This is a genomic window from Actinoplanes couchii, assembly GCF_016862075.1.
Classification (GTDB): Bacteria; Actinomycetota; Actinomycetes; order Mycobacteriales; family Micromonosporaceae; genus Actinoplanes; species Actinoplanes couchii.
In genome coordinates this window covers 53,172-78,449 of sequence record NZ_BOMG01000108.1, presented here as the reverse complement: position 1 = coordinate 78,449, position 25,278 = coordinate 53,172, and the positions used below count along the sequence as shown (strand labels likewise).

Sequence of the window (25,278 nt, the reverse complement as noted above, 5' to 3'; positions counted from 1 at the left end):
CCGGGAACATTCACCCCGGTCGGGCCGACACGGTCGGCCGTCGCATTCGGATCGCCCGGGCTGAAACCCAGCGCCGGCACCAAAGCGTTGATGTCACCGGAACTGGCTCCGGTGTTTCCCTGTTCGGCGGCCTGGCTCATCCCCGTGCCGACCGCGAGCGCCGAGCCGAGCAGTGCTGCGGCGGCACCTCCAATCATCATCTTGCGCGCCCGGCTGCTGACTCCGCGTCGATACATGCACGGCTCCTCTTCGTTTCGGTACTGCTTGTGCTTCGTTTCGGTACTGCTTGTGCCGAGAAATACGAGCAGCGATGTGGCAGCAGTTCATGACGCTGAGCACGGGTACCTTAAAGCTTCTTTAAAGAATTTCCCGGGGCGTACCGCCACCGGCATCGTCGCGCCCACGTCCGTGGGCACCCGGCCGCCTGTTGGCGAAACCTGCCCGCCGGACCGCGATTCCTGGTCGATCCCAGCCGGGCCGGTCTCCTCGACCATCCCCCTCGAACAGGCGTGAGGTCACTGGTCTGCGGCTCTACTGGCTGCGCGGCGACACCCGCTCTCTCTGCGCCCGCGCGGAAGGCGAACCGCGGAAGGCGACGGCCCGGAAGGCGACGGCCCGGAAGGCGCTCGTCGAAAGAGGTGCCCGGGGCCGAGTGGCGGGACGGCTCGGTGGTGGGTGATCGGCGTCTCCGGAGCATGGCGGGCGGGGAGCGGCATTAGCATCGGCGGCATGACGGTGATCGCGCAGATCTCACTCGGGGTGGCGGATGCGGAGCGGGCCGGGCGGTTCTGGTGCCGGGCGCTGAACTATGTGCGGCGGGCGCCCCGGTACTCCGGCGACGAATGGATCGTGATCGAGCCCCGGCCCGGTGATCCCGGAGCGCCGATCGCGATGGATCTCAGTGAGAGCCCGATTCAGGAGCAGCCCCGCATCCACTTCGACCTGGATGCCGGCGAGGTGGAGCTGGACGTCGAGGTTCAGCGGCTGGTCTCCCTGGGTGCCAAGCACGTCGACTGGCCGCACTATCCGGAGCCCAGCGACGAACCGCCGTTCGTGGTCCTGGCCGACACCGAAGGCAACCGATTCTGCGTCTCCGGCAGACGCCTGCTGGAGAAGGACGACGAACTCGCCGCCTGACCAGGAGCCGCCGGGCACGGAGCCGCCTGACCAGGAGCCACCGCGCACGAAGCCGCTGGGCACGGAACGTGCGCTGCGACGCCGCTGGACCGCACATGCGGTGAGCGAGACCGGGAGCGCGGTCGGCTACGCGGCCCTGCCGATCGTCGCCGTGCTGGTGCTGGGGGTGCCCGACTTCCAGGTGTCGCTGTTGACGGTGCTGGCCGGGCTGGTCAGCGCGCTCCTGGCACTGCCGCTGGGCCCGTGGATCGAGCATCACCGCAAGCTGCCGGTGATGATCGCGGCCGATCTGGTCCGGGTGGTCGTGGTGCTGTCGGTGGCGGCGGCGGCCTGGTTCGGGCTGCTGACGTACTGGCAGTTGTGCCTGGTAGCGGTCCTGCAGACGGTGGCGCGGATGGCGTTCGACGCGGCCGGGGTGGCCCAGTTGCGGACCCTGGTGCCGGCCGACCGGCGGACGGCGACGAACGGGCGGTTCGAGACGGCCCTGTGGACCGCGAACACCGTGGGCCCACCGGTCGGCGGGCTGCTGATCTCCTGGCTGGGCGCCACCGCGACGATGCTCCTGGACGCGGTCAGCTACGCGATCTCGGCACTGCTGCTGCGCGGCCTGGACGAGCCGGAGCCGCCACCCCGCCCCGCCGAACGCAACCGCCGGCGGGACCTCACCGCCGGGTGGCGGCACATCCTGGCGCATCCGGGGCTGGCCGCCCTCTTCGGCAACTCGATGATCTTCGGTGGGTGTGTGCTGGCCGCTTCGCCGCTGCTGACCGTCCTCGTGCTCAGAGACCTTCGATTCCCGGCTTGGCAGTACGGGTTGATCACCGGCGTGGCAGGGCTCGCCGGAGTCGCGGGGTCGATGCTGGCGGCTCCCCTCGTACAGAAATGGGGCGGTCGAAGGGTCCTGCTCCTGGCCGGGGTGGGACGCAACCTGTGGCTCGGGCTGGTCCCGCCGGCCCCGGCGTCGACGACCGGGCTGGTGCTGATCGCGGCCGCGGATTTCCTGCTGGTGTTCTTCGCGGGTGTGTTCGGTCCGGTGTTCGCCACCTACCGGATGGACGCCACCGGTGACGCGCACCTGTCCCGGGTGGTGATGGCCTGGTCGGTGTCGTCGCGGACGGTGCCGCCGCTGTTCATCGCCGCGGCCGGGGTGCTCGCCACGATGGCCGGGGCCCGGGTCGCCCTCGCGGTGCTGGCCGTGGTCCTGCTCGGCGGGATCGCGCTGCTGCCGTGGCGCGCCGAGCAGGGCGGGGTCGACCGAAAGTCATAGGACGGTTCTGTCCGAGGGCGGATCCGGGCAGGTCAGGACGTCATTACGCTCGACAACCGTGATCGTCAAAGTGGTGGGTGTCGGGTTCGCGCTGGGGTTTCTGGACTTCGTCTGGATCAAGTACGTGCCGTTCCCGTTCGGCGGGTTGGGCAATTCGATCGCGGTGTGGGCGGTGGCGGCGTTCCTGTTCACGTACTGGTCGCGGTGGGGTAAGGGCTGGGCCGCGCTGGCCGCGTCGTTGATGCTGGTGGTGGCGGTGCCCAGTTATTACGTGGCGGCGGCGCTGATCCAGAACGACGACTGGTCGAACGTCTGGGGCTCGTACGCGCAGCTCTGGATGGTGCTCGGCGTGGTCGCCGGGGTGGTGTTCGGGATCGGCGGCGTGCTGGCCCGCACCCCGGGACTGCTGCGGCTGCCCGCGCTCGCCCTGCCCGGCGCGGTCCTGCTCGCCGAAATGATCATCGAGCTGCGGCGCCTCGGAGACCCGAGCTACCAGACCTCGCACATCGTCGAGTACTCGATCCTCCTCGCGGCCCTGGCCGTGCTGATCACGGCCGTCGCCGGGCGGACCTGGCGGGACCGGGCCCTCGCTCTGGCCTGGGCGCTCCCCCTCGCCGGAGCCGGTTACCTATTGATGATCGCCACAGCCTTCGGCGGGTAGAAGCCGTAGAGTCCCCGGCATGCTGACCGGATTGCGGGAGATCCTGGACCGGGCCGCCGCACGCCACCGCGTGCCGGGTGCGGCGGCAGCGGTCGAGCACCACGGCGAACTGTCCGAGGCGGCCACCGGCGTCCTGAACCTGGACACCGGTGTGGAGGCGACCCCGGACAGTCTGTTCCAGATCGGCTCGGTGTCCAAGACGTGGACGGCGCTGCTGGTCATGCAGCTGGTCGACGAGGGCCTGATCGAACTGGACGAGCCGGTCGCCGGCGGCGTGACGGTACGGCATCTGCTGACCCACACCGGCGGTTTCCACGGCGATCTGTTCGACGACACCGGGCGCGGTGACGACGCGCTACCCCGGTACGCCGCCCTGGTCCGGGAGAACTGGACGCAGGTCACCGAGCCGGGGGCGCTCTACTCGTACAACAATGCGGGTTTCTGCCTTGCCGGTGATCTCGTCGCCCGGCGGACCGGTGGCACGTGGGAGGACGCGGTGCGCGACCGGATCGAGGTGAAGGCGGCGCTGTTCCCGGAGGAGGCGCTGCTGTCCCGGGTGTCGGTGGGGCATCTGCAGGGGCGGGTCTCGGCGCAGTGGCAGATGCCCCGGGCGATCGGCCCGGCCGGCGCGGTCATCTGCACCACCCCGCGGGAGCTGATCCGATTCGGCCGGCTGGTGCCCGAGTCGATGATCGCGCCGCAGGTGCCGATCCCGGGTGTCCCCGGGCGCAAGGCGACCCGGTACGGACTGGGCGTCTCGCTGTACGACTGGTCCGGCACCCGCGCCCACGGCCACGACGGCGACGTGATCGGCCAGGCCACCGTCTGGCGGGTGCTGCCGGACCACGACCTGCACCTGGCGATCAGCGCCAACGGCGGCGCGTTCACGGCGTTCTTCGACGAGGTCGTGGACGCGATCGTGGACGAGCTGACCGGGATCACCCCGCCGCCCCGGCCCACTCCCCCGGCCGTCCGCGCCGACGTCGACCTGACGCCGTACACCGGCCGTTACAAATATCCGCTGTACCGCTACGACGTGCTCGCGGTCGACGGTTTCCTGGACCTGACCGCCACCCCGAAAAGCATGGCCGCCACCATCGACGGCGTCGTCGAGACGATCCGTTCAGTCACCTCGACGCGGACACGTTCGTCACCACCGCACCGCGCGAGGGCAGCCACTCGACGATCACGTTCGGCGACGGCGGCGCTTGGCTGCACGACGGCCGGGCCGTGCCGCGGGTGGGTTAGCGTGGAATCCATGATTCTCGTCCTGGGTGGCACCGGCACGGTCGGCGGACGGGTGGCCGGGCAGTTGCGGGCCGCCGGGCGGGACATCCGGGTGGCGACCCGGCACACCACACCGAGCTTCGACTGGGCCGACGACAGCACGTGGGCGGGCGTGCTGTCCGGCGTACCGGAGATGTTCCTGCTCCTGCCCGACCGGACCGCCCTGCCCGAGGCGTTCCTGCCGGCCGCGCGCGACGCCGGGGTCCGCAGGGTGGTGCTGCACTCCGATCGCGGACTCGACGTGATGGGCAACACCGAGATGCAGAACGCCGAGGCTGCGGTACGTGGCAGCGGGCTCGCCTGGACCATCGTGCGACCCGACTGGTTCCACCAGGATTTCGAGACGTTCTTCGGTCCGGCGGTGGCCGGCGGGCGGCTGTGTGTGCCGGTCGGTGACGTCCGGCAGGGTTTTGTCGACGCCGGTGACATCGCCGCGGTCGAGGTGGCGGCGTTCGGGGACGACACGCTGATCGGGCAGGTCGTGGAGGTGACCGGGCCACGGTCGCTGTCGTTCGGCGAGGCTGTCGGGGTGATCTCACGGGCCACCGGGCGGGTGATCGATTTCGACGGTTCGGTGGACGCGTACCGTGCAGCAATGCGCGCCGACTCCATGCCCGACGAGGTGATCGAGGCTCTGGTGTCGGGTTACACCACTCTGCGGGGTCTGGGCGACACCGTGCCGACCGGTGAGGTGGAGCGGATCCTGGGCCGGCCGGGGCGTGACTTCGCCGACTATGCCGCTGACGCCGCCGCTCGCGGGGTGTGGGACGGGACCAGTGGCCCTGTCCGGTCGTGACGAGCGGGACTCAGGCTTTCGACAGGGCTTCAGCAGGGCTTTCGCCGCTCTCCCCCGGCGGCGGATCAGCACGGTAGGGCTTTCGCCGTTTCCCCCGGCGGCAGGATCAGCACGGTAGGGCAAGGAGACACGAATGCGGTGGCAGGACGCCTGGGCGATCGCCCGGGACAGCGCGAAACCCCTGGCCGGGCAGTTGCTGCCGGTCGAGGCGGCCGGTGGGCGGGTGCTCGCCGGGGCGGTGCGCTGCGAGCGGCCGGTGCCGGCGTTCGACAATGCGGCGATGGACGGGTTCGCGGTGGCCGGTCCGGGCCCGTGGACGATCAGCGGGCGGGTGCTGGCCGGGGCCGTGACCGGCGGGACGATGCGGCCGGGCAGCGCCGTCGAGATCGCCACCGGGGCGCTGGTGCCGGAGGGGGTGGAGGCGGTCCTGCCGTACGAGGACTGCGTGGTCGAGGACGACACGGTGACCGGGACCGTCGGGCCGCGCCGGCACATCCGCCGGGCCGGGGACAGTCTCGCCGTCGGGGCGCCTGTGGTGCCCGCCGGGCGGATCGTGACCGCGACCGTGGCGGCGGCGATCGTGCAGGCCGGGGTCGGGAACGTGCTGGTCCATCGTCCACCGGCGGTCACCCTGCTGGTCACCGGCGACGAGGTGATCTCCGAGGGGGTGCCGGGGCCGGGCCAGGTGCGGGACACGTTCACCGGCCTGGTCACCGCGGTGGCCGCCCGTGCCGGCGGGGTGCCGGCCGAACGGCACCGGCTGCCCGACGACCGGGCGCTCATGCGCGACGCGCTGGCCGCGGCGTCCGGTGATGTGATCGTGGTCAGCGGCTCGTCGTCGGCCGGGGCCGCCGACCACCTGCACGAGCTGCTCACCGCCGACGGTGCGACGTGGCTGGTCCGTGGGGTGGCGTGCCGGCCCGGGCATCCGCAGGCCCTGGCGGTGCTGCCGGACGGGCGGTGGGTGGTGAGTCTGCCGGGTAACCCGTACGCCGGCCTGGTCGCCGCCCTGACCCTGCTCGAACCGCTGCTCGCCGCCCTGGCCGGCCGCCCTGCCGCCGCGCTGCCGACACTGCCGGTCACCGGAAACCCGAAACTGATGCCCGGCGGGGTACGCATCGTCCCGGTCACCGCCGACGGCAGCCTGGTCGCGGCCGGCGCGGTCGGCCTGCACGCCGCAGCCGCCGCCGACTACCTGGCGGTGCTCGCCGACGACTGGACACCCGGCGCCCCCGCCCCACTGCTGCGGGTGCCGTGAACAAGCTGACTTCCTGGGCGCCCACCCGTCGCCACGGCCGACCTTCCTGGACACCCGCGTCTTCGCCCGGGCCGGGGTGGGCATGCTGCTGACGCTGACCGGCGGTTCCGGCGCGGGCAAGAGCACCCTCGCGGCGGCGTTCGACGGCGCGGTGGTGCTGCACGGGGACGACTACTACTTCGGCACGCCGGACCACGGCGTGTGGACCGTCGATCGTGGTGGGGTACCGCGTCTGGACGTGGGTGATCCACGGTCGGTGGACCTCGATCGGCTCGGCCGTGATGCCCGGGAGGCCCTGGACCGGTCGCCGCTGGTGATCGTGGAGGGGCTGTTCGCGGCTTCGGTGCGAACCGGTGGCGGGCACGACCGGTTCGACGTGTTCGTGGACCTGGCCGCCGATCTGCGCCTGGCCCGCAAGATCCATCGCAAGTGTGTGGAGGGCGACTTCCCGCTGCACGTGCTGCTGGAGAACTACCTCGGGGCACGGCGGGCGGCCCACGAACGGCACGTGGAACCCGTACGCCATCGTTGTGATCTCGTGGTGGACGGCGCCGAACCCGCCGCGCACAACGTCTCGCGAATTAATGGGTCGCGGCTGAAACGGAGATCCTTCTAGGATCGGCGGTACGGTGGGCGGCTCCCTACGGTGCTTCCTTCTATTTCAACCTGCCAACCACCCGTCCATGAATGAGCGGGTTTGTGGATCTCTTCCTCGCTGGCTGCGAGGTCAGGCCACGTGCGGGCGATTGACTGCGCCCCAGCTCTCAGCACCGCGCTGGGCGATGTTGAGAGCTGCATTGTGATCGGCGTGGGCAACGACCCCGCACGGTTGCTGACCCAGCGCCCCGGCGACCTGTGGCGCCGCCTCGACCACCTGCTCCGCAACGCCGCTCACCCGCTGCGCACCGCCGGCGACGACAACCTGTCGCCCGGCGCCAGCGGTGACAACATCGGCGTCCCCCTCGCGTTGTTGTCGGTGTCACCTCGGCACCGGGCCGGGGCTCGGCGAGTTGCCGCCCGGCGTGGTGTGATGGCGAGGTGACCGCCCAGGACGCGTTCCGCGCGCTGGTGCGGACTCATGTCGCCCCGGTGCTGCGGGCGGCCGGTTTCCGATCGGCGTCACCGACCTGGCGGCTGACCGCCCCGACCGGTGACATGGCCATCGTGAACGTGCAGAAGTCCTGGTACAACGACGGCGACGAGGTCAACTTCTACGTGAACCTGGCGATCCTGCCGGTGGCGCTGTGGGATTTCGACGAGCGGACGTTCCCCCGCAAACGCCCGGCGCTCCCCTTGGAGCGGGACGGCCTGTTGCGTAGACGCCTCATTCCGCCGGCGTCGTCGCGCACCCGGGAGAGCTGGGTGGTCGACGAGTCCGGCGGCTGCGGCGAGATCCTGCACGATCTTCTGGAGCGGACAGCCGTCCCGGAGCTGCGGTCCCTGCTGGACCGTGACCGCCTGGCCACGGTCCTGCAGAGCCGCGGTCACGGCTGGTGGACCCTGACCCGCCGTGACCTGGCGGCGGCGTTCGCCCTGGCCGACGGCGGCCCGACCCCGCGCCTGGCCCGGATCCTCGACGACCTGCAGAACAGTCTGCTGACCCCGGCCGACGAGGAGAAGATCGCCTGGATCCGGCGCAGAGCAGGTTTCGACTGAGGTCTACTCGGCCGCTTCGGTGAGCCAGGCGGTCAGCGCGAGAACACCGCTGATCCGGGCACCCGGAAGGGCCCGCCGATGTCGTGGTGCAGCATCACCAGAACGGTGCCGTCCGCGTCGGTGTCCAGCACGTCGCAGGGGATCTCCAGGGCGACGGGATACACGGCGTCCGGGGCCAGCCGGTCCCCCGGGTCCAGGACGGGCGCCTTCTCCACGAGGGTGACCGGCGGTGTGCCCGGGATCCGCACCTCGACCCAGCCGGGCTGCTCGTCGTCCACCCATCGGGTGGCCTCGACCCGGAGGAACCGGCTCATACCGTGACGCTCGACGCGGCCAGTCGGAAGGCGGGCAGCATGTCCTCGTACTCGTCCTCGCCGAACGGGCTGAGCTGCACGATCACCGCGCCGGCCGTGGTGTTCAGGGCGAACGCCGAGTATTTGCCGCGGTGGTCGAGGCTCTTGTCGTAGCTCTGCCAGGTCACCTCGGCGCCCTGCTGGGCTCCGAGCTTGAGGTCCCGGTAGGTGGTTCCGCTGATCTCCTGGCCGCGGACGCCGGCTTTGAGGAAGGCGGCCAGGTGGTCGCGTGGGGCGCCGCTGAGGCCGTCCGCGACGTACACCCGCAGGTATCCGATGTGACCTGCCGGTTTGGCGTCGATCTCGCAGATCACGCCGAAGTCGCCGACCTTGCCGAGGGCGGCCAGTTCACCGAAGGATGCCAGGTCGACGGCGGACGGTTTCCAGTCGGTCGCCAGGTCGAAGGAGAGCGGCATCTCGCAGGCGCTGCCGGCCGCCCCGACCCGGACCGCCGGTGCGGCGGACGGCGCGGGTGACGAGGCGGCCGACGGCGGAGCGGCTACCGGGGCCTCCGGGGTGGAGGCTCCGGAACAGCCCGCCGCAAAAAGGACAAAAACTAACGCGAAAGGTTTGACGATCTTCACGGGGCCTGACGGTAGTGGACGGCCGAAGTGACGATCCCGACGACCGTCGCCTGTGGCACGTCGAATCCGAGCGTGAGGAATCGTCCCGGTGCGATCTCGGCGCTGGACGGGTTGGCCTGATCGTGGTGTCCGGAGTCGTAGACCGGCACGTCCGGGTACCCGTCCCAGCTGCCGCCCGGGTCGGTGACGATCCGGCCGACGGTGTCCCGGTGCCGGGAGAACCGGGGCGTGAGGTCGCCGTAGGTGACCAGCACACTGCCGTCGGCCAGCGGCAGCGCGTGGTGTGACGACGCCGGCATGTCGGTGCGCTTTGGCCGGCTCCAGGATCGCCCGCCGTCGTGGGAACGCGACAGGTAGGCGTACCCGGAAATGGTCCGGATCAAAGCGACGATCTCGGCACCGATGACCGTGAGCGTCGGCTCCTGGAAGTCGATCTCGTCGTCGGCGGCCATCACGACCGCCTCGTCGGCGAGCCAGCTGTGCCCGCCGTCGGTGCTGCGGACCACCAGCGCCTGCTCACGGTGACCACCGGGCGGCGTGCCGTAGAGCGGCAACAGCACGTCACCGCCGCTGACCTGCACAGCAGCCCCGTGTGACACGGCCCAGTCGAGACCGACGGCCCGCGGTTCGCTCCAGGTCCGCCCGCCATCGCCACTGCGGCTGACGTACGTCCCCAGGCTGGCGTGCCCACCCTCGGCGTCCCAGTCGAGCACGAAGAAGTTGACAAGCACCGTGCCGTCGGCGAGTTCGACGATCTTGGGATCCCGGTCGTCGAACTTCCCGTCGGCCACGGTCCGTGCCTCTGACCAGGTCGTTCCGTCGTCGTCGCTGTCCACCACCCGGATCCGCCCGTCGGACCGGACGTGCCCGACCCCTTCGCGGTAGACCGCGAGCAGGCGCCCGTTCTTCAGTCGTACGAGGTCCGGAAAGTGGGCCAGCAGTCCCGGCTCGGCACGCGCCACGATGATCGTTTCCGTCATCTTCGCCATGCAAGCACCCTTTTTCGGCCGGTAAGTGAATCCCCGGCGAACAGCAGAGGGGTGAGCAGCAGCAGCGCCCCGGCGATCCCGATCGCGGTCCGGGTGCCGACGAGGTCGGCCAGGACTCCCCACAGCGCGGTGGTCAGGGCGATCGCCGCGCTGTTGGCCACCGTCCAGAACGTCAGCACCCGGCTGATCCGGTCGTCCGGCACCCGTTGCAGGCGTTCGGTGGCGAGCAGTGGGTTGAAGACGCCCATGCTGGTGATCACCACGAACTCCACCGCGACGACCAGCAGCAGCCCGCCCGGCCCGGCGACGACCAGGGCCAGGCCCACGGGGGTGAGGATCCGCAGGACACCGGCCATCGTCAGTACGCGGGCCCGCCCGTACCGCTGCTCGAACCGGCCCACGAGCTGCGCCCCGAGGAGTCCGCCGAGGCAGGGCAGCCCGAAGGCGAGCCCGTACCACCAGGCCGGCCAGCCGAGTTCGCCGAGCAGCAGCACGGCCAGCAGTGGTTCGGTGGCCATGATCAGGGCGTTGACGGCGATCGTGTTGCGGAACAGTGCCCGCAGCCGGTGGTCGTCGTGGACGAACCGCCAGCCGTCGGCGAGGGAGCCCGCCGGTCGCGGGGCGGTTCTCCCGGGGCGGGGCCGGATCGCGGCCAGTGCGAGGCCGGAGAGCAAGAATCCGGCGGCGTTGGCGTAGACGGTGATCACCGGCCCGAGCAGCCCGACCGCGGCGCCGCCCAGCATCGGCCCGACCGCGATGACGGTCCAGGTGGTGGATTCGAAGCGGGCGTTGGCCCGTAGCAGCCGTTCCGGTGCCACGATCTGTTTCAGGAAGGCGCCACTGGCCGCCGTGAACGCGACGTTGGCCGCCGCGCCGATCACCGAGACGATCACCAGTTGCGCGTACGTCAGCAGGCCCAGTCCGTGCGCGAGTGGCACGCTGAGCAGGGCGGCGCAGCGCACCACGTCGGCGACGATCATGACGGTTCGTTTGTCGCGGTGTTCCACCCACGGCCCGAGGCGCAGTCCGAGCAGGGCGCCGGCGGCGAGTCCGGCGGCGGCCAGCCCGGAGACCGCGGCCGGTCCGGAGCCGAGGACCCGGATCGCGATCAGTGGGAACGCCCCGAACGCCAGCCACGTCCCGACCACCGACGCCGTGTACGCGATCCACAACCAGTTGAATGCTCTGCCCATGGCCGTGGATCAGATCAGGGCCTCCCACCTGCGGTCCAACAACGCGACGTTCGGCGTGGTACAACCATCGGTTGTGGACATCGAGGCTGTACGCACGTTCGCCGCCGTCGCCGACACCGGCCAGTTCCAGGAGGCGGCCGTCGACCTGCACATCACCCAGCAGGCCGTCTCCAAGCGGATCGCCAAGCTCGAACAGGCGCTCGGCACCACCCTGTTCGCCCGTACCGCCCACGGCGCCCGCCTCACCCTGGACGGGCGGGCGTTCCTGCCCCACGCCCGGGAGCTGCTGCGGGCGGTGGAAAAGGCGGCGGCTTCGGTACGCCCGGGTGAGCGCGCGCTCCGCGTCGACGTCCTGCACCTGCGGATTGCCCCGGGCCAGGCGGTCCGGGCGTTCTACCGGGCGAACCCGGACGTCGACCTGGACGTGGTGACCCTGCCCGGCGCGGTGGTGGAGACGGCGGTCGAGGCGCTGCTGGCGGGCGAGATCGACGCGAGTTTCCGGGCGGTCCCCGGCACCCTGCCCCCGGAGATCACCGCGGTGCCGGTCCTGAACGATCCGCTGCAGGTGATGGTCGGCCCCGCACACCCCCTCGCCGCCGCTGCCGAACTACGCCCGTCCGATCTGGCCGGGCATCGCATCTGGATCCCCGGTATCAAGCCCGGCAGCGAGTGGGAGGCCTTCTACCGTTCGATGACCGCTACGTTCGACCTGAACATCGACCGGATCGGCCCGAACTTCGGTTCCGAGGCCCTGATGGAGGCCATCGCCGAGTCCGACGGCCTGGCCACCCTGGTCGGCAGCGGCGACCGTTACGTCTGGCCGGTGGGCCACGACCTCCGGCGTATCCCGCTGACCGCCCCGACCCCGGTCTACCCCCACGCCCTGCTGTTCCGCACCGGCAACCGCCACCCCACCCTGACCGCCCTGCACGACCACCTGCTCAAGACCCGCCGCCCCGCCCCGACCGGCCTGTGGGCACCCCCGGGCTGGCGAGCACAGCGGTGAGCATGGCGAGGTACGACTCGTGGGCGAGGTCCAGGCGGTCGAGGCCGGAGGTCTCGAACCACTGCACCGTGTCGTGTTCGTCCGGTGCGGCGTTGACGGGTGTTCCGGTCCACCTGTCCACCAGCCAGATCCGCAGGTCGAACGTCGCGGTCCGGATCTCCCGCATCGGCGGGCCGGCCGGCTCCGGCACCGTGATCCCCAGCTCTTCCCGAAGTTCGCGCACCAGGCTTTCCTCCGGTTGCTCCCCCTCGTCGACGTGACCGCCCGGCAGGTCCCAGAGGTCGGGATCCCACCGGCGGCCGGCGCTGCGATGACACAGCAGCACCCGGTCGCCGTCGCGAAGAACGGCCGCGACGATCCGGACCGGGCCCGAGTCGTCAGAGGAGATCATGACGTGAACTCCCAGCCTTCTTTCCAGGCGAAGTCGGCGCCGGCCAACTCCTCCAGTGGCACGCCGTCGAGCTGGTGTTCCAGGGCCCAGCGGGTGGCGACGTGGCCGATGACCAGGATCCGTTTGCCGTCCCAGCGGGACGGCAGGTCGGCCAGGAATCCGCCGGCCCGGGTGATCGCCTGCCGCCAGGACTCGCCGCCGGGGTAGGGCGTGTCGAGGTACTTGTCGCGTTCGCCGTGCACCTCGGTGGCGGGTTTGCCGTTGAGGTCGCCGTAGTCGCACTCGCGCAGCCGCCAGTCGTGCAGGATCGGCACCGGGCTGCCCTGGAACGCGATCTCCGCGGTCTCGGCGGCCCGCCGCTGGTCCGACGTGAACACCGCGGCGATCCCGTCGTCGCGGCGGCGCTGCCCCAGCTCGGCGGCGAGTGCCCGGCCCCGCTCGGAGAGCCGGCCCGGTAGCCAGCCGGTGGCGATCCCCCGGTCGTTGTCCTCACTCCACGAATGTGTCTCGAAAACGATCACCGTCGACATCCCGGCACATTAACAATCAGATCGGGTGCGCGAGGTCCCGGATCATCCGGTCGATTTCGCCCAGCGCGAACCCGGCGAGGCGGCGCTGCGCGGCTTCGGCGGCCGGATCGGTCTCCTCCAGATCGCCGAGGATCACGATGTTCTCGTCGTTGATCGTGTCGGCGGGTTCGGTGAAGTTGAAGCTTCCGGCCACCACCAGCCGCCCGTCGATGACCAGCAGTTTGTGGTGGACTTTGCGGACGCCGTTGCCGAACGCGTTGACGTGCAGCTGCGCCCCGGCCGCCAGCAGTTGTTTGGTGGCCGCCCATTCCTGCGAGCCCTGCCCCCGGTCGAGGATGCCGCGGATCGGGATCCCGGCTTTGAGCAGCCATGCCATCGTGTCGTCCAGTCCCGACGACCGGGCGAAGGTGAACATGGCGAATTCGACGCGTTCCCGCGCTTTGAGCATCTGTTTCATGATCTCCATCTCCGGCCCGTGCCGGGGTGCGAAGATCGGCTTGACCCGGATTCCGCCGAGCCGGAATTCCGCCGGCCGCGAATTGATCCGTTCGCTCAGCGCGCCGAATGTGCCCGAGCGCATCCGCTGGAATTCGGCGAGGAACTGACTGGCGGCGGTCTGCCCGCGCAGGATCACCAGATGGTTGAGGTTGTTCCCGGGAATGTTGGTGCCGGTGTCGGTGCGGGTGAAATTCGTCGATCCGGTGAGGACGGCGGCGGTGGCCCGGCCCGGATCACGGACGATGAACTTCTGGTGGAAGATCTTCGGATTCAGGTCGGTGACCAGGTCGACGCCGGCCCGCAGCAGGGCGGCGTGGATGACCCGGTTGGCCTCGTTGTCGCCGCCGCTGGCCCACGGATCGCCCAGCGGCGGCACCTCGCGCAGATAGTCCCCTTCCAGGATCACCTGCACCCGGACCTTGCGGCCTTTGGCGGTCAGAATCGATTCCGCGACGGTACGGGAATCCAGCTCCTGCACCGCGATGAGCAGACTCTCCGCCGCTCCGTTCATGAAGTCACGAATGATCAGGTCGAGGTCGTCGGGCGCCCCCAGAACAGGCGGCCCGGCATAGAACTCGACACTCCCCAGGTCGACGCTCATACCCGCAGTCTGCGCCCCCGCAAATGGTCAAAACGCGACTCTGTCAGGTGTCGGACCCCGGCCCGCCCCTTTAGACTCCAGCGCGATGACTGACATTGACAAGATCGCGTGGATTCACCTGGTGGACGGGCGGGTGCTCAGCACTCGCAGTAAAGGCAAGGACGCGTACTACTTTCCCGGCGGGAAGCGGGAGGCCGGCGAGAGCGACCTGGAGACGCTGGTCCGGGAGGTTCGCGAAGAGCTGGACGTGGTGATCGATCCGGGCAGCGCCGAGTTGTTCGGGGTGTTCACGGCGCAGGCGCACGGGCATGCGGCGGGGCGGCAGGTGCGGATGACCTGCTACACCGCCGCCTACACCGGAGAACTGCGGGCCAGCAGTGAGATCGAGGAGATCGCCTGGCTGACCTACGCCGACCGGGACCGGGTCTCCCCCGTCGACCAGCTGATCTTCGACCGGCTCTGGCCAGCTGGGGAGCAGCCGGTTTCAGCGTGACGAAAAGGCTCTGAGCTGCTCGGACAGATGCCGATACTCGGCCGCCGACGATGGCGAGATGGTGCTGAGGCCGCTGTTGACGGCGAGTGAGCTGCGCAGGAAGCTGCGCAGCACCGGCACCAGCAGTGGCTCCGGCAGTTTTCGCAGTGGGGCGAAACCACCGGTGGCGGTCAGTTCGCGGCGCATCCCGCGCAGTGCCGTGCGCAGCGCTTCCGGGTCGGCGGCCAACTGCGTCGGGCCGCCGGCCTGGTGGACGGCTTGGCCGAACGGGACCTCGAACGCGGCGTGCGAGCGCAGCCTCGACTCCATGTCGGGTTCGATCCGGTAGTGGAATCCGGCGTCGCGGAACATCCGGACGATGCGCTGCACGCGTGGGGTGGTCCGGCCGTCGGGTTCGCCGATCGGCATCCGGGCCAGGCGGGTGAGGACGCCGGGTGGGCGGTGCCGGATCACGTCGCCGTCGAGGGTGCCGCCGCCGGCCGCGGAGGCGAGCAGCACCCGGCCGGGGCCGAGGGCCTTTTGCAGGGGTGCCGCGCCGCCGGCCCAGTTCAGCATGAACACCACGTCGCCGTCGACGGCGGTGAGCTGGTCGAGGACGCTGTCGACCTGGTGCGGGCGGACCGACACGGCGATCAGGTCGTACTCAGCGGCGGGTTTGTCGACGACCGGGACCGGGACCTGCCGGATCACCGTGCTGTCGCCCTCGGCCAGGCGGACGCCGTGCCGGCGCAGGTCGGTCAGGCGCTGGCCGCGGGCGAGCAGGGTGACGTCGTGGCCGGCCTGGTGCAGGCCGGCGGCGAGCAGGCTTCCGGTGACGCCGGCCCCGATCACGAGAATACGCATGACCACCTCTTTCATACGATCGTTTTAATCAATCGTTTGTTAGAGTACGTCCTCATGGCGACCCCCGACACCCGCACCCAGCTCCTCGACGCGGCCGAGCGGCTTTTCGCCGAGCACGGCTACAGCGGCACGTCGGTGCGGGCGATCACCGACCGGGCCGGGGCGAACGTGGCGGCCGTCGGTTACCACTTCGGGTCGAAGGCGCAGTTGATGGCCGCGGTGGCCCGGCGCGCGATCGAGCCGATCACCGCCGCGCAGAGCGCCGGGCTGGACCGGCTGCTGGCCGAGGGTGCCACGCCGGCGGTCGCCGAGCTGGTCGAGGCGTTCGCCGGGCCGATGTTCGACGCGATGCCGGCCGGTGACCCCAGTGGCGCCCGCCGGTCGCGGCTGATCGTCACCATCCTCACCGACCCGGCCGAGGAGACCCGGGCCTGGTCCGGGCCGGCCGAGCAGTCCGTGCAGGAGCGGTTCGCGGCGGCGTTCCGGCTCACCCTGCCCGATCTGAGCGGCGACGAGTTGTTCTTCCGGATGCGGGGGGTGCTGGCGGTGACGGCGGTGGACCGGGTGTCCCCGGCCGAGGGGCAGGCGGCCCGGCACTTCGCGATGACGTTCCTGTCCGCGGCGATGGGCGCGCCCCCGACCCGAATCTGATCAGACTTGTCGATGTCGGCTAGGCGACAGAATGTGGTACGGAACGGACGAGGCGGACTACTCAGAGACGACACTGAAGGAGTCCGCGATGGAGCCGAACGAGACGGCAGCTCTGGTCCACCGGGCCAGGGCCGGTGACGCGTCCGCCTGGGAGGAACTGGTCCGGGCGTACGCCGATCTCGTCTGGGCGGTGGCGCGCGGGCATCGGCTCGGTGCCGCCGACGCCGAGGACGTCTGCCAGACCACCTGGGAGAAGTTCGCCCGGTCGCTGGGCACGCTGACCGATCCGGACCGGGCCGGGGCCTGGCTGTCGACGACCGCGCGCCGGGAGTCGCTGCGGGTGCTGGCCGCCCGCAACCGCACACCCCCGGCCGGGGACATGGCCTGGATCGGGGCGGCCCGCGAGGACCAGACCCCGGAGGAGATCGTGGTCGCCGCCGACGAGCGGCTGCGCGACGACGACCTGGCGAGCCGCCTGTGGGAGGGCCTGAACCGGCTCGGTGACGGCTGCCAGCGCCTGCTGCGGGTGATGATGGCCCAACCCGCGCCGTCGTACGCCGAGGCGGCCGCCGCCCTGAATGTGCCGATCGGCTATCTGGGCCCGACCCGGCGCCGGTGTCTGGAGAAACTGCGCCGTCTGGTGCGCCCGGCTGTATCAGGGAGTCTGGAGCACGGTCATGACCGGTGACATGCCCCGCGAGGAGGAGACCGGCGACATGGACCTGGACGCCGCACTGCGCGCACTGATCGGCCGGGTGGATCCGATGCCACCGCCGGTCGGCCGGTACGCGATCGCCGCGTTCGCGTTCCGTGACTCCGGCGAGGACTTCGCCGATCTGGAGTGGGACTCGCTCACCGACGCCGGAGTGCTGACCCGGGGTCCGGACGACGGCCGGATGCTGGTCTTCGGACCGGCCGGGCCGGACGGGATCCGGGTCCATCTGGGGGTCACCCGGGTGGCCGGTGGGTTCGAGGTGGACGGGCTGGTCGAACCGGCCGGTCACACCGAGGCCGTGCTGCTCCACGACGGGGGCGCCGTACGCCGGCCGATCGACGTGGAGGGCCGGTTCGCCGCCGACCTGCCCTCGGTGCGATCGGTCCGGCTGCGGTTGCGGGGCGCCGTTTCCCCACCGATCGTCACCGCGTGGGTGGCGGTCGGCTGACGCGAAAGCGAGACCACCATGCCCGAAGAGACCGCGTTCCCGAACCCGTGGGCGCTCGACCCACGGATCCGCCGAACCGGTGACACGTACTACTTCGCCGGCGAGCTTCTGGTGGCGTCCCAGGACGTGCCGCGCGTGGATGCGCTGCTGGGCCCGGTGCGCACCCTGCGGACCGCCGATGACGACCCGCTCACCGGCTTCGTCACCCGGATAGCGGTGCCCGGCGGTGACGACGGCGACGAGACCGACCTGCCGTCGCTGGTGTCGTCGATGCGGAGCCTGCCCCAGGGCCCGCGGGTCGGCCTCAATCACGCGTTCGCGGTGAACACCGCCGGGCCGATCACCGGGCAGCCGAAACTGCACGGTGGCCTGGCCAGTGACCCGCTGCCGGTGCCGGACCAGCCGCGGGCCGGTGAGACGACCCCGTGCCGGCCGGTGCGGGTCGCGGTCATCGACACCGGTTTCGACCCGGCGGCGCTGACCATGCCGGTGTTCGGCAAGCCGTTCAAGCACCACGGTCACGAGTTGGACCGGGTCTACCTGGATCCGGCGGCCCGCCGGATCGGCCTGATGGGCGGGCACGGCACCGCCACGGCCGGGGTGGTGGCCCGGTACGCCCGCAACTGTGAGCTGATGTCAATCCAGGTGCTGTCGGTCGACGGCATCACCGACGAGGTGAACCTGGCGGCCGGGATCCTGCGGGCCCGCGACGCCGGGGCCGAGATCATCACCATGTCGCTCGGCGGTGTGTTCGAGGGGGACACACCGCCGGTCGCCCTGGAGATGGTCCTGGACAGCCTGCCCGCCGAGACGGTGGTCGTCGCGGCGGCCGGCAACGTGGCCAGCGCGACGCCGAACTTCTATCCGGCCAGCCGGCCGGGTGTGATCTCGGTGGCCGCGGTGGACACCACCGGGCCGGTGGCGGCGCCGGCCGGGTTCAGCAACACCGGCAACTGGATCACCGCGTGTGCTCCGGGGGTGCGGGTGCACCTGCCGTACGTCAGCGGCACCTGGGATCACGGCACCCAGCCGCTGACCTTCGCCGGGCAGGTGGCGTGGAGTGGCACGTCGTTCGCGACACCGTACGTGGCGGCCCGGATCGCGGCCGCCACCACGGCCGGGCAGAGCTGCCGGGACGCCGCGGACCTGCTGCTCAAGGCGCTTTCGGACCCGTTCCCCGGGTACGGGCGCTACCTGGCCGCCCCGGACGGGTTCGTTCACCCGGCGCCGTGACAGATGAACGCTGACGCGGCCGGATCGCCGCTGGACGCCCGCTGCGCCGCGGCGAGCGCCACGGACGGGGACGATCCGGCCCGTAGCTCGTCGTGCAGGCACACCATCACGTCGCGGGCGGCGCCGTCACGGACCGGGGCCACCGTGGCGATCACCGACCGGGTGCCCAGGGCCAGCAGCGCGGCGGCGAATCCCATGATCTCGTCGCCGCGGTGCACGGTGGACAGCCCGGAGTCACAGGCCGACAGCACCACCAGGGCCGGTGGGCGGCGCAGCGTCTCCAGGTCGTAGACGGTCAGCGGGCCGTCGGCGAGTCCCAGGGTGGAGAACTGCGGGTTGTCGGCGCGGAACGTCCCGTGCGCGGCGATGTGCGTACAGGCGGATCCGTCCATGGCCTGCAGGACGTCCGCGACGCGCGCCTGATCACCGGCCAGGGCGTGCGCCGCGCCGTACCGTACGCCCAGGGTCCGGATCTCGTCGGCCGCGCCCGGCAGACCGGGACCGGCGACCAGGACCGTGCCCTCGCCGGCCGGGGCCGCCGTCGCCGCGCGCAGCCAGGCCAGAGCGCTGGGCACCACCGACACGGTCCGGCCGGCGCAGGTCGGCAGCATCTGCCAGGGCACCCCGTGCAGCCGCCCGGACACCGCGATGACCAGGCCGTCGTCGCCGAGCACCGGCCGCAGCGGGCCGAGCAGCATCCGATCCAGGCGGTCCGCGCCGGACCGGCCGGCCGGGTGGCCCAGCGACATCCGGTGCAACGCGAACCGCAGCGCCCGGATCTCCGCGTTGACCGCCTCGACCGGCCCCAGCTCGTGCCGGGTCAACCGGTTACCGGTCAGCACCACCGCGTACAGCGTGCCGTCCACCGCGATCAGCTCGACCAGGGACCGGCCGGCCAGATGCTCGGTGAGCCGCCCGGTGCGCAGCGCGCCGCCGCGGGAACCCGGCAGCACCGGCCGGGTGGTGCGGACCCGGTCGCGGATCGAGCGTTCCAGGTGGGCCTGCCGCTGCTGGTGGCGGCGCGCGTCGCGGCCCTCGGCCAGGTCCTGCTCGCGGACCGCGGCGACCGCCCGCAGCTCGGCGAACTCGGCGGCCAGCTCCGGATCCTCCGGCGGCCCGGCCGGGCGCAGCTGCTGAGCGGCGGCCCGGCCCCGCTCGGCCCAGATCAGCAGCGACCGCGCCGACCCGGACGCCACCGCCAGCCGCAGCGCGGTCATCACCAGGTCGAAACCGTGTTCGGCGGCCCGCACCCGCAGCTCGGTGGCGCCCAGGGTGAGCCGGTGCTCGTCCAGGGCCCGCACCCCGGCCCGCAGCGCGGCCTCCGCGCCGCGCCGGTCCCCGCTGGCGATCCGCAGCAGCGCCATCGCGTGCCAGGCGCTGACCCGCAGCGCCGCCGGATTGCCCGGCCGCCGGGCCCGGCCGGTGTGCCGCAGCAGGGCGGTCGCCTGGTCCGGGCGGCCGGCGGCCAGCGCGCTGCGGGCCGCGATCAGGGCGGCGTCGGCGGCCGGGCCCGCCCAGCCGGCCTCCCGCAGCGCGGCGGCCCCGTCCACCGCGGCCCGCAGCAGCGCCGGACCATGCCGTCCGGCCGCCCAGTCGGCGCGCAGCAGCGTGTAGCGGGCCACGGCGGCCCAGCCCGGCCGGACCTGCCGGGCGAACGCGCGCTCGGCCAGGCGGGCGGCGTGCCGGGCCGCGGTCAGGTCACCGCAGGCCAGGGCGGCGGCGGCCAGCAGCAGGCGGGCCTCGGCCAGGTCGGCGGCCATCCGGCGGCGGGCCAGCTCCCGGACGGCGGCGGTGGCCACGTCGCGGGCCTCCTCGTACAGGCCGGCCGACAGCAGCACGTCACAGCGATCCATCATGATCATGGCCGGGGACAGGTGGTTCTTCACGTAGTGGTCCTCGGCAGCGGCCAGGTGGGTCAGGGCGGTCACCACCCGGCCGTCGCGGCCGGCCGCGAAACCCCGGTTCCAGCGCACGTCGGCGACCGCCAGATCCTGGCCCAGCGCCGCGTACAGCTCCTCGGCGCGCCGCAGGTCGGTCTCGGCCGGGCCGGGATTGCCGCGGTAGGCGTACAGCACGCCCCGGTTGTTGCGGACCCGGGCCTCCCAGTGCAGGTCGCCCTCCCGGCGGAAGACCGCCAGGGCGCTGCCGTAACCGCGCAGCGCCTCGGCGAACAGGCCGCGCCGCTGCGCGACCAGCGCCAGCTGGTGGCCGAGACGGGCGGCTTCGACCCCTTCCAGGTACGGCGCGGCGGCCTCACCCAGACCCATCGCCCCGGCGATGTCGCCCTGGTCGGCGCGCACCAGGGACAGGGTCATCCGGGCCCGGGCGGCGGCCACCGGCAGGCCCGCCTCGTCGGCGATCGCCACCGCCCGTCGCAGGTGCCGGGCGGCCGGGCCGACGTCGTTGCTCTCCCGCCCGGCCAGCCCCAGCACCCGCTCGGCCGCCGACTCGGCCCCGGCGTCCCCGGCCCGGCGGGCGGCCGCCCGCACCCGCAGAGCCTCGGCCCGCGCCAGCCGCGGATCGGTCTGCACCATCCGCATGGCGTCGTCGGCCAGTTCCTGCAACGTCGCCATGTCCGTCTCCTATGGATCGGGGAGCAAGAACATAGCCCGTCGTGACTATCGGGTGGTCGCCCGGATGTGGTCGACCACGGCCCGGCGGCCCTGGCGGGCCTCCGGGACCGGGAGCAGAGGGTAGACGTGCACGGCGCCGTCCTGCTCGTGGTAGGTCAGCGGGACCGTCTGGGGGATGCGGTCGCGCAGCAGACGGCAGTCGGGCATGGTGATGTCCCGGGTGCCGACCAGGATCTGGGTCGGCGGCAGGTTCGTCAGATCGCCGTGCAGCGGGCTCAGCCGCGGGTCGGTCAACGGCACGTCACCGGCCCACGCCGCGGCGATCGGGCGCAGGCCGGCCCGGCGCAGCCACGGGTCGTGCGGTTCCAGGGCGTCGACCTCGGGGTTCGCCATCGACAGGTCCAGCCACGGGGCGATCGCGGTCAGCCCGGCCACTCCCCCGGCCGGGCCGCCCACCGCCTGCGCGGCCAGCAGGGCCAGGCCGCCGCCGGCCGAGTCGCCGGCCAGGTAGACGCGGCGGCCCGCCGCCACCTCGGCGGTGATCACCGCGGTGACGAACTCCAGCGCGGCCAGGCCCTGATGCGCCGGCGCCAGGCCGTAGATCGGGACGAGCACCTGGTGGCCGGTCTGTTCGGCCAGGTGGGCCAGGAACGACCAGTGCGGGCCGACGATCTCGTTGGTGTACGCCCCGCCGTGCAGGTAGACGATGGTCGCCGTGGTGCTGGACTGTGCGGTCCGCAGGCGGTGCAGGTCGAAGCCGTGGTCGCGGGAGGTGCTCACGTCGTACCGCCGCAGCAGGCTCTTCGGTGGCATGGACGGACGTTTGGGGCGGGCGAGGATCTGCCGGCCGGCCTCCTCGGTGGCGAATCCGCGCTGGTAGACCAGCCTGGTGAAGGCCGCCACCATGTTCATCTGCCAACTCGCCACGCTGCCTCCTCGGTTCGTGGCGACGATCTTAGGGCCGTAGGCGGCGGAAAATCGATCGCTCGATCATCCGATGGCGGTTAGATTCGGCGGCACGCCGGTTCCGGTCATTCTTTCCCCCGACGTGAGGACTCCGACTAGTGGATCTGGCACGTGAATTCGTCATCCGGGAGCGGCACCACCGCATCCACAACCCGCTCACCCCGGAGAAACTGTCCACCGTCGCCGCCGCGATCCGGCTGCGGCCGGGCTGGTCGATGCTCGACCTGGCCTGCGGCAGCGGGGAGATGCTGTGCACCTGGAGCCGGCACCACGGCATCCGGGGCACCGGCGTCGACATCAGCACGGCCTTCCTGGCCTCGGCCCGGCAGCGGGCCGCCGAGCTGGGCGTGGCCGAGCGGCTGGAGTTCGTGCACGGCGACGCGTCCGGGTTCGTCGCGGCCGAGCCGGTGGACGTGGCGGCCTGCATCGGCGCCACCTGGATCGGCGGCGGCCTCGAGGGCACCGTCGAGCTGCTCGCCCGCAGTCTGCGGCCGGGCGGGATCATGCTGATCGGTGAGCCGTTCTGGCTCCAGGAGCCGCCGGATCAGGCGGCGGTCACGGGCAGCGGCGCCGGTTCGCGCGACGACTTCGAGGATCTGCCCGGCCTGGTCGCGTCGTTCGGCCGGCTCGGCTGGGATCTGGTCGAGATGGTCCTCGCCGACCAGGACAGCTGGGATCGTTATGTGGCCGCGCAATGGCTGTCGGTGCGGACCTGGCTCGACGAGAACCCGGACGACGAGCTGGCCCCGGCGATGCGCGCCGAACTGGACACCGCGCCGCTGGACTACGTCCGGTACCAGCGGCGCCATCTGGGTTGGGGAGTGTTCGCCCTGATGAAACGCTAACTTCTGGGCTCCAGGATCACCACGGCGGTCGGGGTCGAGCGCAGGGCGGCGTACCCGTCCAGCTCGGCCTCGGTCTCCCGCCAGCGGGCCCACAACCGCTCGCGTTCCTCCCCGTCGACGGCAGCGCGGGCACGGACCAGGCGGGGGCCGTCCGGCAGGACGACGTGCGCGTCCGGGTACGCCTGCAGATTGAGCCACCAGGCGGGCTCGGCCTCACCCCAGCCGTTCATCGCCAGGGGGAACAGGTCGGGGCCGTCCTCGAGGTAGGCCAGGATCACCGAACGGTCCCGGCCACTGCGGCGGCCGGGGACGGTCAGTCGCAGGGTGCCCCAGCGGTCGGGTCTCGGTCTGCGCAGACCGGCACGTCCACCGGTGATCCGGTAGATCGCCCGGTACACCGTCCACGCGGTGCGGATGAACCAGCGCGGCGGTACCCGCGCCTCACTGCTCTGCTCCGGCATGACTCAACTGTCGTACCCGTACGCAAGAATCCGGCGGTGTTGAAATTGAAGATCATCAAGGGTGATGCGACCAGTCCACAGGCCAAGGGGCCGAAGATCATCGCGCACGTCTGCAACGACATCGGCGGCTGGGGCAAGGGCTTCGTGGTCGCGGTGTCCCGGCGCTGGCCGGAACCGGAACGGGACTTCCGCAAGTGGCACCGGGAGCGCGCGAGCAACGACTTCGGGCTCGGCGCCACCCAGTTGGTGCAGGTGAAACCGTACGTGTGGGTGGCGAACATGGTCGGCCAGCGGGGCATCCGCACCGGCAGCGGCGGCCCACCGGTACGGTACGAGGCGATCGACAAGTGCCTTTTTGCACTGGCCGGTCACGCCGCTCGGATCGGGGCGTCGGTGCACATGCCCCGGATCGGGTGCGGGCTGGCCGGCGGCAAATGGGAGCGCATCGAACCGCTGATCGTGACGAATCTGTGCGACCGTGACATTCCTACCACCGTTTACGACTTCTAGCGCCTATCTTGACAGCGTGACTATGGAACAGATCGTGCTCGTCGGTGGGCTGTGGACGGATTCGTCGGTGTGGTCTTCGGTTGTCGCCGAACTGGGCCCGCAAGCAGTGCCGGTGGAACTGCCCACACACGCCTCGGCCACCCTGGACGACCAGGTGGCCGCGGTCGTCGCCGCCGTCGACGCGGGGCCCGGGACATCGGTGGTGGTCGGGCATTCCGCGGCGTGCACGCTGGCGTGGCTGGCCGCCGACGCCCGCCCCGACAAGGTGTCGAAGGTGGTGCTGATCGGCGGCTTCCCGACCGCCGAGGGCGAGCAGTACGCGGCGTTCTTCGAGATCGTCAACGGTTTCATGCCGTTCCCCGGCTGGGAGCCGTTCGAGGGCCCGGACGCCGCCGACCTGGACAGCGCCACCCGGGAGGACTTCGCCGCGACGGCGGTCGCGGTTCCCGAAGGGGTGGCCACCGCGGTCGTCCGCTACTCCGACGAGCGCCGTCTCCAGGTGCCGGTCGTGCTGATCTGCCCCGAGTTCACCCCCGAGCAGGCCCGCGAGTGGCTGGCCGAGGGCGAACTCCCGGAACTGGCCAAGGCCACCAACCTGGAGCTGGTGAACATCGACTCGGGCCACTGGCCGATGCTGACCCGCCCGGCCGAACTCGCCGACCTGCTTCAGGAGAGCGCCCGCCGATAGCGGTGGTGCGACGCGGTCACCCGGAACCCGAAGCGCTCGTACAGGGTTCGGGCTCCGGACGGGTCATGGGCCTCGGTCCTCAGCCACGCCGCGCCGCCCAGGCGAGTCAGGGCGCGGCTGAGCAGGACCGATGCCAGGCCGCGGCGCTGGAAGTCCGGATCCACCAAAACGTCGTCGATCTCGTCGCCGACCACGGCGACAAAACCCGCGATCCGGTCACCGGAGGTCACCACCTCGAAGGTGGACAGGTCGGAGCGCCGCAGCCACGCCCGCAGCCGGTCCTCGCTGGGCAGGCTGATGAACTCCCGCCCGGCCCACGCCCGCCCGGCCAGCCGCCACAGCTCCGCCGCATCCTCGACGGTCACGGTGCGTGTTCGAAAACCTTCAGGCAGGGGCTTCTGCGGTACGGGCCCCGCGTCCCGCCGCATGTCGACCATCGTGAAGGCCCGCCGAAATCCCCGGCCGAGCAGCATCGCCTCCCGCTCGTGCTCGCCGTCGTCGGCGTTCGCCCCGAGCACCACCGGGCCGGTGATCCCCTGCTCGGCGACCATCCGGCGGACCGTCTCCTCGGCCTCGTCCAGAGCATCCCCGTCGACCACGAAGACGTGAACGCCGCTGTCCTCCACCCACGACCGCACCATGACA

Annotated in this window: 29 protein-coding genes and 1 pseudogene; 17 read left to right on the top strand and 13 right to left on the bottom strand. The window is 71.6% G+C overall.

What is annotated here, in order from left to right; all coding sequences use genetic code 11:
- Positions 1-236, bottom strand: a pseudogene (locus tag Aco03nite_RS44135) (hypothetical protein); the annotation flags it as partial.
- Positions 237-729: 493 nt separating this feature from the next.
- On the opposite strand from Aco03nite_RS44135, the gene Aco03nite_RS44130 reads away from it, so the two are divergent.
- The 8 genes from Aco03nite_RS44130 (at position 730) to Aco03nite_RS44095 (ending at position 8,062) form a co-directional block, all read left to right on the top strand.
- Positions 730-1,137 (top strand): VOC family protein, encoded by a 408-nt coding sequence (locus tag Aco03nite_RS44130; RefSeq protein WP_203807540.1) that lies wholly within the window; start codon positions 730-732, stop codon positions 1,135-1,137.
- Positions 1,025-2,404 carry an MFS transporter gene (locus Aco03nite_RS44125; protein WP_275415969.1) on the top strand — a complete coding sequence of 460 codons (1,380 nt, stop codon included), beginning with the start codon at positions 1,025-1,027 and terminating at the stop codon, positions 2,402-2,404. The genes Aco03nite_RS44130 and Aco03nite_RS44125 overlap by 113 nt, the downstream gene beginning before the upstream one ends.
- A 58-nt stretch (positions 2,405-2,462) precedes the next feature.
- The gene (locus Aco03nite_RS44120; RefSeq protein ID WP_203807539.1) at positions 2,463-3,065 is read left to right on the top strand and encodes a DUF6518 family protein; all 603 of its coding nucleotides are present in this window, start codon (positions 2,463-2,465) and stop codon (positions 3,063-3,065) included.
- Positions 3,066-3,084: 19 nt separating this feature from the next.
- Entirely contained in the window at positions 3,085-5,148 is a 2,064-nt protein-coding gene (locus Aco03nite_RS44115) for a serine hydrolase (RefSeq protein ID WP_203807537.1), read from the top strand.
- 133 nt (positions 5,149-5,281) lie between these two features.
- Positions 5,282-6,406, top strand: a complete 1,125-nt coding sequence (locus Aco03nite_RS44110; RefSeq protein ID WP_203807535.1) for a molybdopterin molybdotransferase MoeA — start codon at positions 5,282-5,284, stop codon at positions 6,404-6,406.
- Positions 6,407-6,488: 82 nt separating this feature from the next.
- Positions 6,489-7,022: a uridine kinase family protein gene (locus Aco03nite_RS44105; protein WP_203807533.1), complete on the top strand. Its 534-nt coding sequence runs from the start codon at positions 6,489-6,491 to the stop codon at positions 7,020-7,022.
- Positions 7,023-7,214: 192 nt separating this feature from the next.
- Positions 7,215-7,448 (top strand): hypothetical protein, encoded by a 234-nt coding sequence (locus Aco03nite_RS44100; RefSeq protein WP_203807531.1) that lies wholly within the window; start codon positions 7,215-7,217, stop codon positions 7,446-7,448.
- Complete coding sequence (locus Aco03nite_RS44095) at positions 7,445-8,062, top strand: DUF4304 domain-containing protein (protein ID WP_203807529.1); 618 nt, start codon at positions 7,445-7,447, stop codon at positions 8,060-8,062. The genes Aco03nite_RS44100 and Aco03nite_RS44095 overlap by 4 nt, the downstream gene beginning before the upstream one ends.
- Positions 8,063-8,094: 32 nt before the next feature.
- On the opposite strand, the gene Aco03nite_RS44090 is transcribed toward Aco03nite_RS44095, so the two are convergent.
- The 4 genes from Aco03nite_RS44090 to Aco03nite_RS44075 are packed head-to-tail and all read right to left on the bottom strand — an operon-like array spanning position 8,095 to position 11,181.
- Positions 8,095-8,376 (bottom strand): hypothetical protein, encoded by a 282-nt coding sequence (locus Aco03nite_RS44090; RefSeq protein WP_203807527.1) that lies wholly within the window; start codon positions 8,374-8,376, stop codon positions 8,095-8,097.
- Entirely contained in the window at positions 8,373-8,999 is a 627-nt protein-coding gene (locus tag Aco03nite_RS44085) for a lipoprotein (protein ID WP_203807525.1), read from the bottom strand. The genes Aco03nite_RS44090 and Aco03nite_RS44085 overlap by 4 nt, the downstream gene beginning before the upstream one ends.
- Entirely contained in the window at positions 8,996-9,979 is a 984-nt protein-coding gene (locus Aco03nite_RS44080; protein WP_203807522.1) for a sialidase family protein, read from the bottom strand. Before Aco03nite_RS44080 ends, Aco03nite_RS44085 begins: the two co-directional genes overlap by 4 nt.
- Positions 9,976-11,181 carry an MFS transporter gene (locus Aco03nite_RS44075; RefSeq protein WP_203807520.1) on the bottom strand — a complete coding sequence of 402 codons (1,206 nt, stop codon included), beginning with the start codon at positions 11,179-11,181 and terminating at the stop codon, positions 9,976-9,978. Before Aco03nite_RS44075 ends, Aco03nite_RS44080 begins: the two co-directional genes overlap by 4 nt.
- Between Aco03nite_RS44075 and Aco03nite_RS44070 the strand changes: the two genes are divergently transcribed.
- On the top strand, positions 11,180-12,187 hold the full coding sequence (locus tag Aco03nite_RS44070; RefSeq protein WP_203807518.1) for a LysR family transcriptional regulator: 1,008 nt from the start codon (positions 11,180-11,182) through the stop codon (positions 12,185-12,187). The genes Aco03nite_RS44075 and Aco03nite_RS44070 overlap by 2 nt on opposite strands.
- Here Aco03nite_RS44070 and Aco03nite_RS44065 read toward each other — a convergent pair.
- Genes Aco03nite_RS44065 through Aco03nite_RS44055 form a run of 3 tightly spaced genes read right to left on the bottom strand, consistent with a single transcriptional unit; the run spans position 12,123 to position 14,207 of the window.
- Positions 12,123-12,578, bottom strand: a complete 456-nt coding sequence (locus Aco03nite_RS44065; protein ID WP_203807516.1) for an NUDIX domain-containing protein — start codon at positions 12,576-12,578, stop codon at positions 12,123-12,125. The two genes, Aco03nite_RS44070 and Aco03nite_RS44065, sit on opposite strands and share 65 nt — an antisense overlap.
- Positions 12,575-13,108 carry a histidine phosphatase family protein gene (locus Aco03nite_RS44060; RefSeq protein WP_203807514.1) on the bottom strand — a complete coding sequence of 178 codons (534 nt, stop codon included), beginning with the start codon at positions 13,106-13,108 and terminating at the stop codon, positions 12,575-12,577. The genes Aco03nite_RS44065 and Aco03nite_RS44060 overlap by 4 nt, the downstream gene beginning before the upstream one ends.
- A gap of 16 nt (positions 13,109-13,124) precedes the next feature.
- Positions 13,125-14,207 carry a phospholipase D-like domain-containing protein gene (locus Aco03nite_RS44055; RefSeq protein WP_203807511.1) on the bottom strand — a complete coding sequence of 361 codons (1,083 nt, stop codon included), beginning with the start codon at positions 14,205-14,207 and terminating at the stop codon, positions 13,125-13,127.
- A gap of 85 nt (positions 14,208-14,292) precedes the next feature.
- Here Aco03nite_RS44055 and Aco03nite_RS44050 point away from each other — a divergent pair, with 85 nt between their 5' ends.
- On the top strand, positions 14,293-14,700 hold the full coding sequence (locus tag Aco03nite_RS44050) for an NUDIX hydrolase (protein ID WP_203807509.1): 408 nt from the start codon (positions 14,293-14,295) through the stop codon (positions 14,698-14,700).
- On the opposite strand, the gene Aco03nite_RS44045 is transcribed toward Aco03nite_RS44050, so the two are convergent.
- The gene (locus Aco03nite_RS44045) at positions 14,692-15,543 is read right to left on the bottom strand and encodes a ketopantoate reductase family protein (protein WP_203807507.1); all 852 of its coding nucleotides are present in this window, start codon (positions 15,541-15,543) and stop codon (positions 14,692-14,694) included. The two genes, Aco03nite_RS44050 and Aco03nite_RS44045, sit on opposite strands and share 9 nt — an antisense overlap.
- 54 nt (positions 15,544-15,597) lie before the next feature.
- On the opposite strand from Aco03nite_RS44045, the gene Aco03nite_RS44040 reads away from it, so the two are divergent.
- From Aco03nite_RS44040 to Aco03nite_RS44025, 4 genes are all read left to right on the top strand, one after another.
- Positions 15,598-16,194 carry a TetR/AcrR family transcriptional regulator gene (locus Aco03nite_RS44040; RefSeq protein WP_203807505.1) on the top strand — a complete coding sequence of 199 codons (597 nt, stop codon included), beginning with the start codon at positions 15,598-15,600 and terminating at the stop codon, positions 16,192-16,194.
- Between the two features lie 88 nt (positions 16,195-16,282).
- Positions 16,283-16,882 (top strand): RNA polymerase sigma factor, encoded by a 600-nt coding sequence (locus tag Aco03nite_RS44035; protein ID WP_203807503.1) that lies wholly within the window; start codon positions 16,283-16,285, stop codon positions 16,880-16,882.
- Entirely contained in the window at positions 16,872-17,357 is a 486-nt protein-coding gene (locus tag Aco03nite_RS44030; RefSeq protein ID WP_203807501.1) for a hypothetical protein, read from the top strand. Before Aco03nite_RS44035 ends, Aco03nite_RS44030 begins: the two co-directional genes overlap by 11 nt.
- An 18-nt stretch (positions 17,358-17,375) precedes the next feature.
- Positions 17,376-18,590, top strand: a complete 1,215-nt coding sequence (locus Aco03nite_RS44025) for a S8 family peptidase (RefSeq protein ID WP_203807499.1) — start codon at positions 17,376-17,378, stop codon at positions 18,588-18,590.
- On the opposite strand, the gene Aco03nite_RS44020 is transcribed toward Aco03nite_RS44025, so the two are convergent.
- Entirely contained in the window at positions 18,575-21,163 is a 2,589-nt protein-coding gene (locus Aco03nite_RS44020) for a CHAT domain-containing protein (protein ID WP_203807497.1), read from the bottom strand. The genes Aco03nite_RS44025 and Aco03nite_RS44020 overlap by 16 nt on opposite strands.
- A gap of 45 nt (positions 21,164-21,208) precedes the next feature.
- A complete protein-coding gene (locus Aco03nite_RS44015) occupies positions 21,209-22,090 on the bottom strand; it encodes an alpha/beta hydrolase fold domain-containing protein (protein WP_203807495.1) in 882 nt (293 codons plus the stop codon).
- Between the two features lie 137 nt (positions 22,091-22,227).
- Here Aco03nite_RS44015 and Aco03nite_RS44010 point away from each other — a divergent pair, with 137 nt between their 5' ends.
- Complete coding sequence (locus tag Aco03nite_RS44010; protein WP_203807493.1) at positions 22,228-22,974, top strand: SAM-dependent methyltransferase; 747 nt, start codon at positions 22,228-22,230, stop codon at positions 22,972-22,974.
- Here Aco03nite_RS44010 and Aco03nite_RS44005 read toward each other — a convergent pair.
- The gene (locus tag Aco03nite_RS44005; RefSeq protein ID WP_203807491.1) at positions 22,971-23,435 is read right to left on the bottom strand and encodes a nitroreductase/quinone reductase family protein; all 465 of its coding nucleotides are present in this window, start codon (positions 23,433-23,435) and stop codon (positions 22,971-22,973) included. The genes Aco03nite_RS44010 and Aco03nite_RS44005 overlap by 4 nt on opposite strands.
- Before the next feature lie 36 nt (positions 23,436-23,471).
- Here Aco03nite_RS44005 and Aco03nite_RS44000 point away from each other — a divergent pair, with 36 nt between their 5' ends.
- Both Aco03nite_RS44000 and Aco03nite_RS43995 read left to right on the top strand, forming a co-directional pair.
- Complete coding sequence (locus Aco03nite_RS44000) at positions 23,472-23,945, top strand: macro domain-containing protein (RefSeq protein ID WP_239145935.1); 474 nt, start codon at positions 23,472-23,474, stop codon at positions 23,943-23,945.
- A gap of 16 nt (positions 23,946-23,961) precedes the next feature.
- Positions 23,962-24,633 carry an alpha/beta fold hydrolase gene (locus Aco03nite_RS43995; RefSeq protein WP_203807489.1) on the top strand — a complete coding sequence of 224 codons (672 nt, stop codon included), beginning with the start codon at positions 23,962-23,964 and terminating at the stop codon, positions 24,631-24,633.
- Here the strand turns inward: Aco03nite_RS43995 and Aco03nite_RS43990 are convergent.
- Positions 24,612-25,274, bottom strand: a complete 663-nt coding sequence (locus Aco03nite_RS43990; RefSeq protein ID WP_203807488.1) for a GNAT family N-acetyltransferase — start codon at positions 25,272-25,274, stop codon at positions 24,612-24,614. The genes Aco03nite_RS43995 and Aco03nite_RS43990 overlap by 22 nt on opposite strands.
- Positions 25,275-25,278 lie beyond the last annotated feature (4 nt).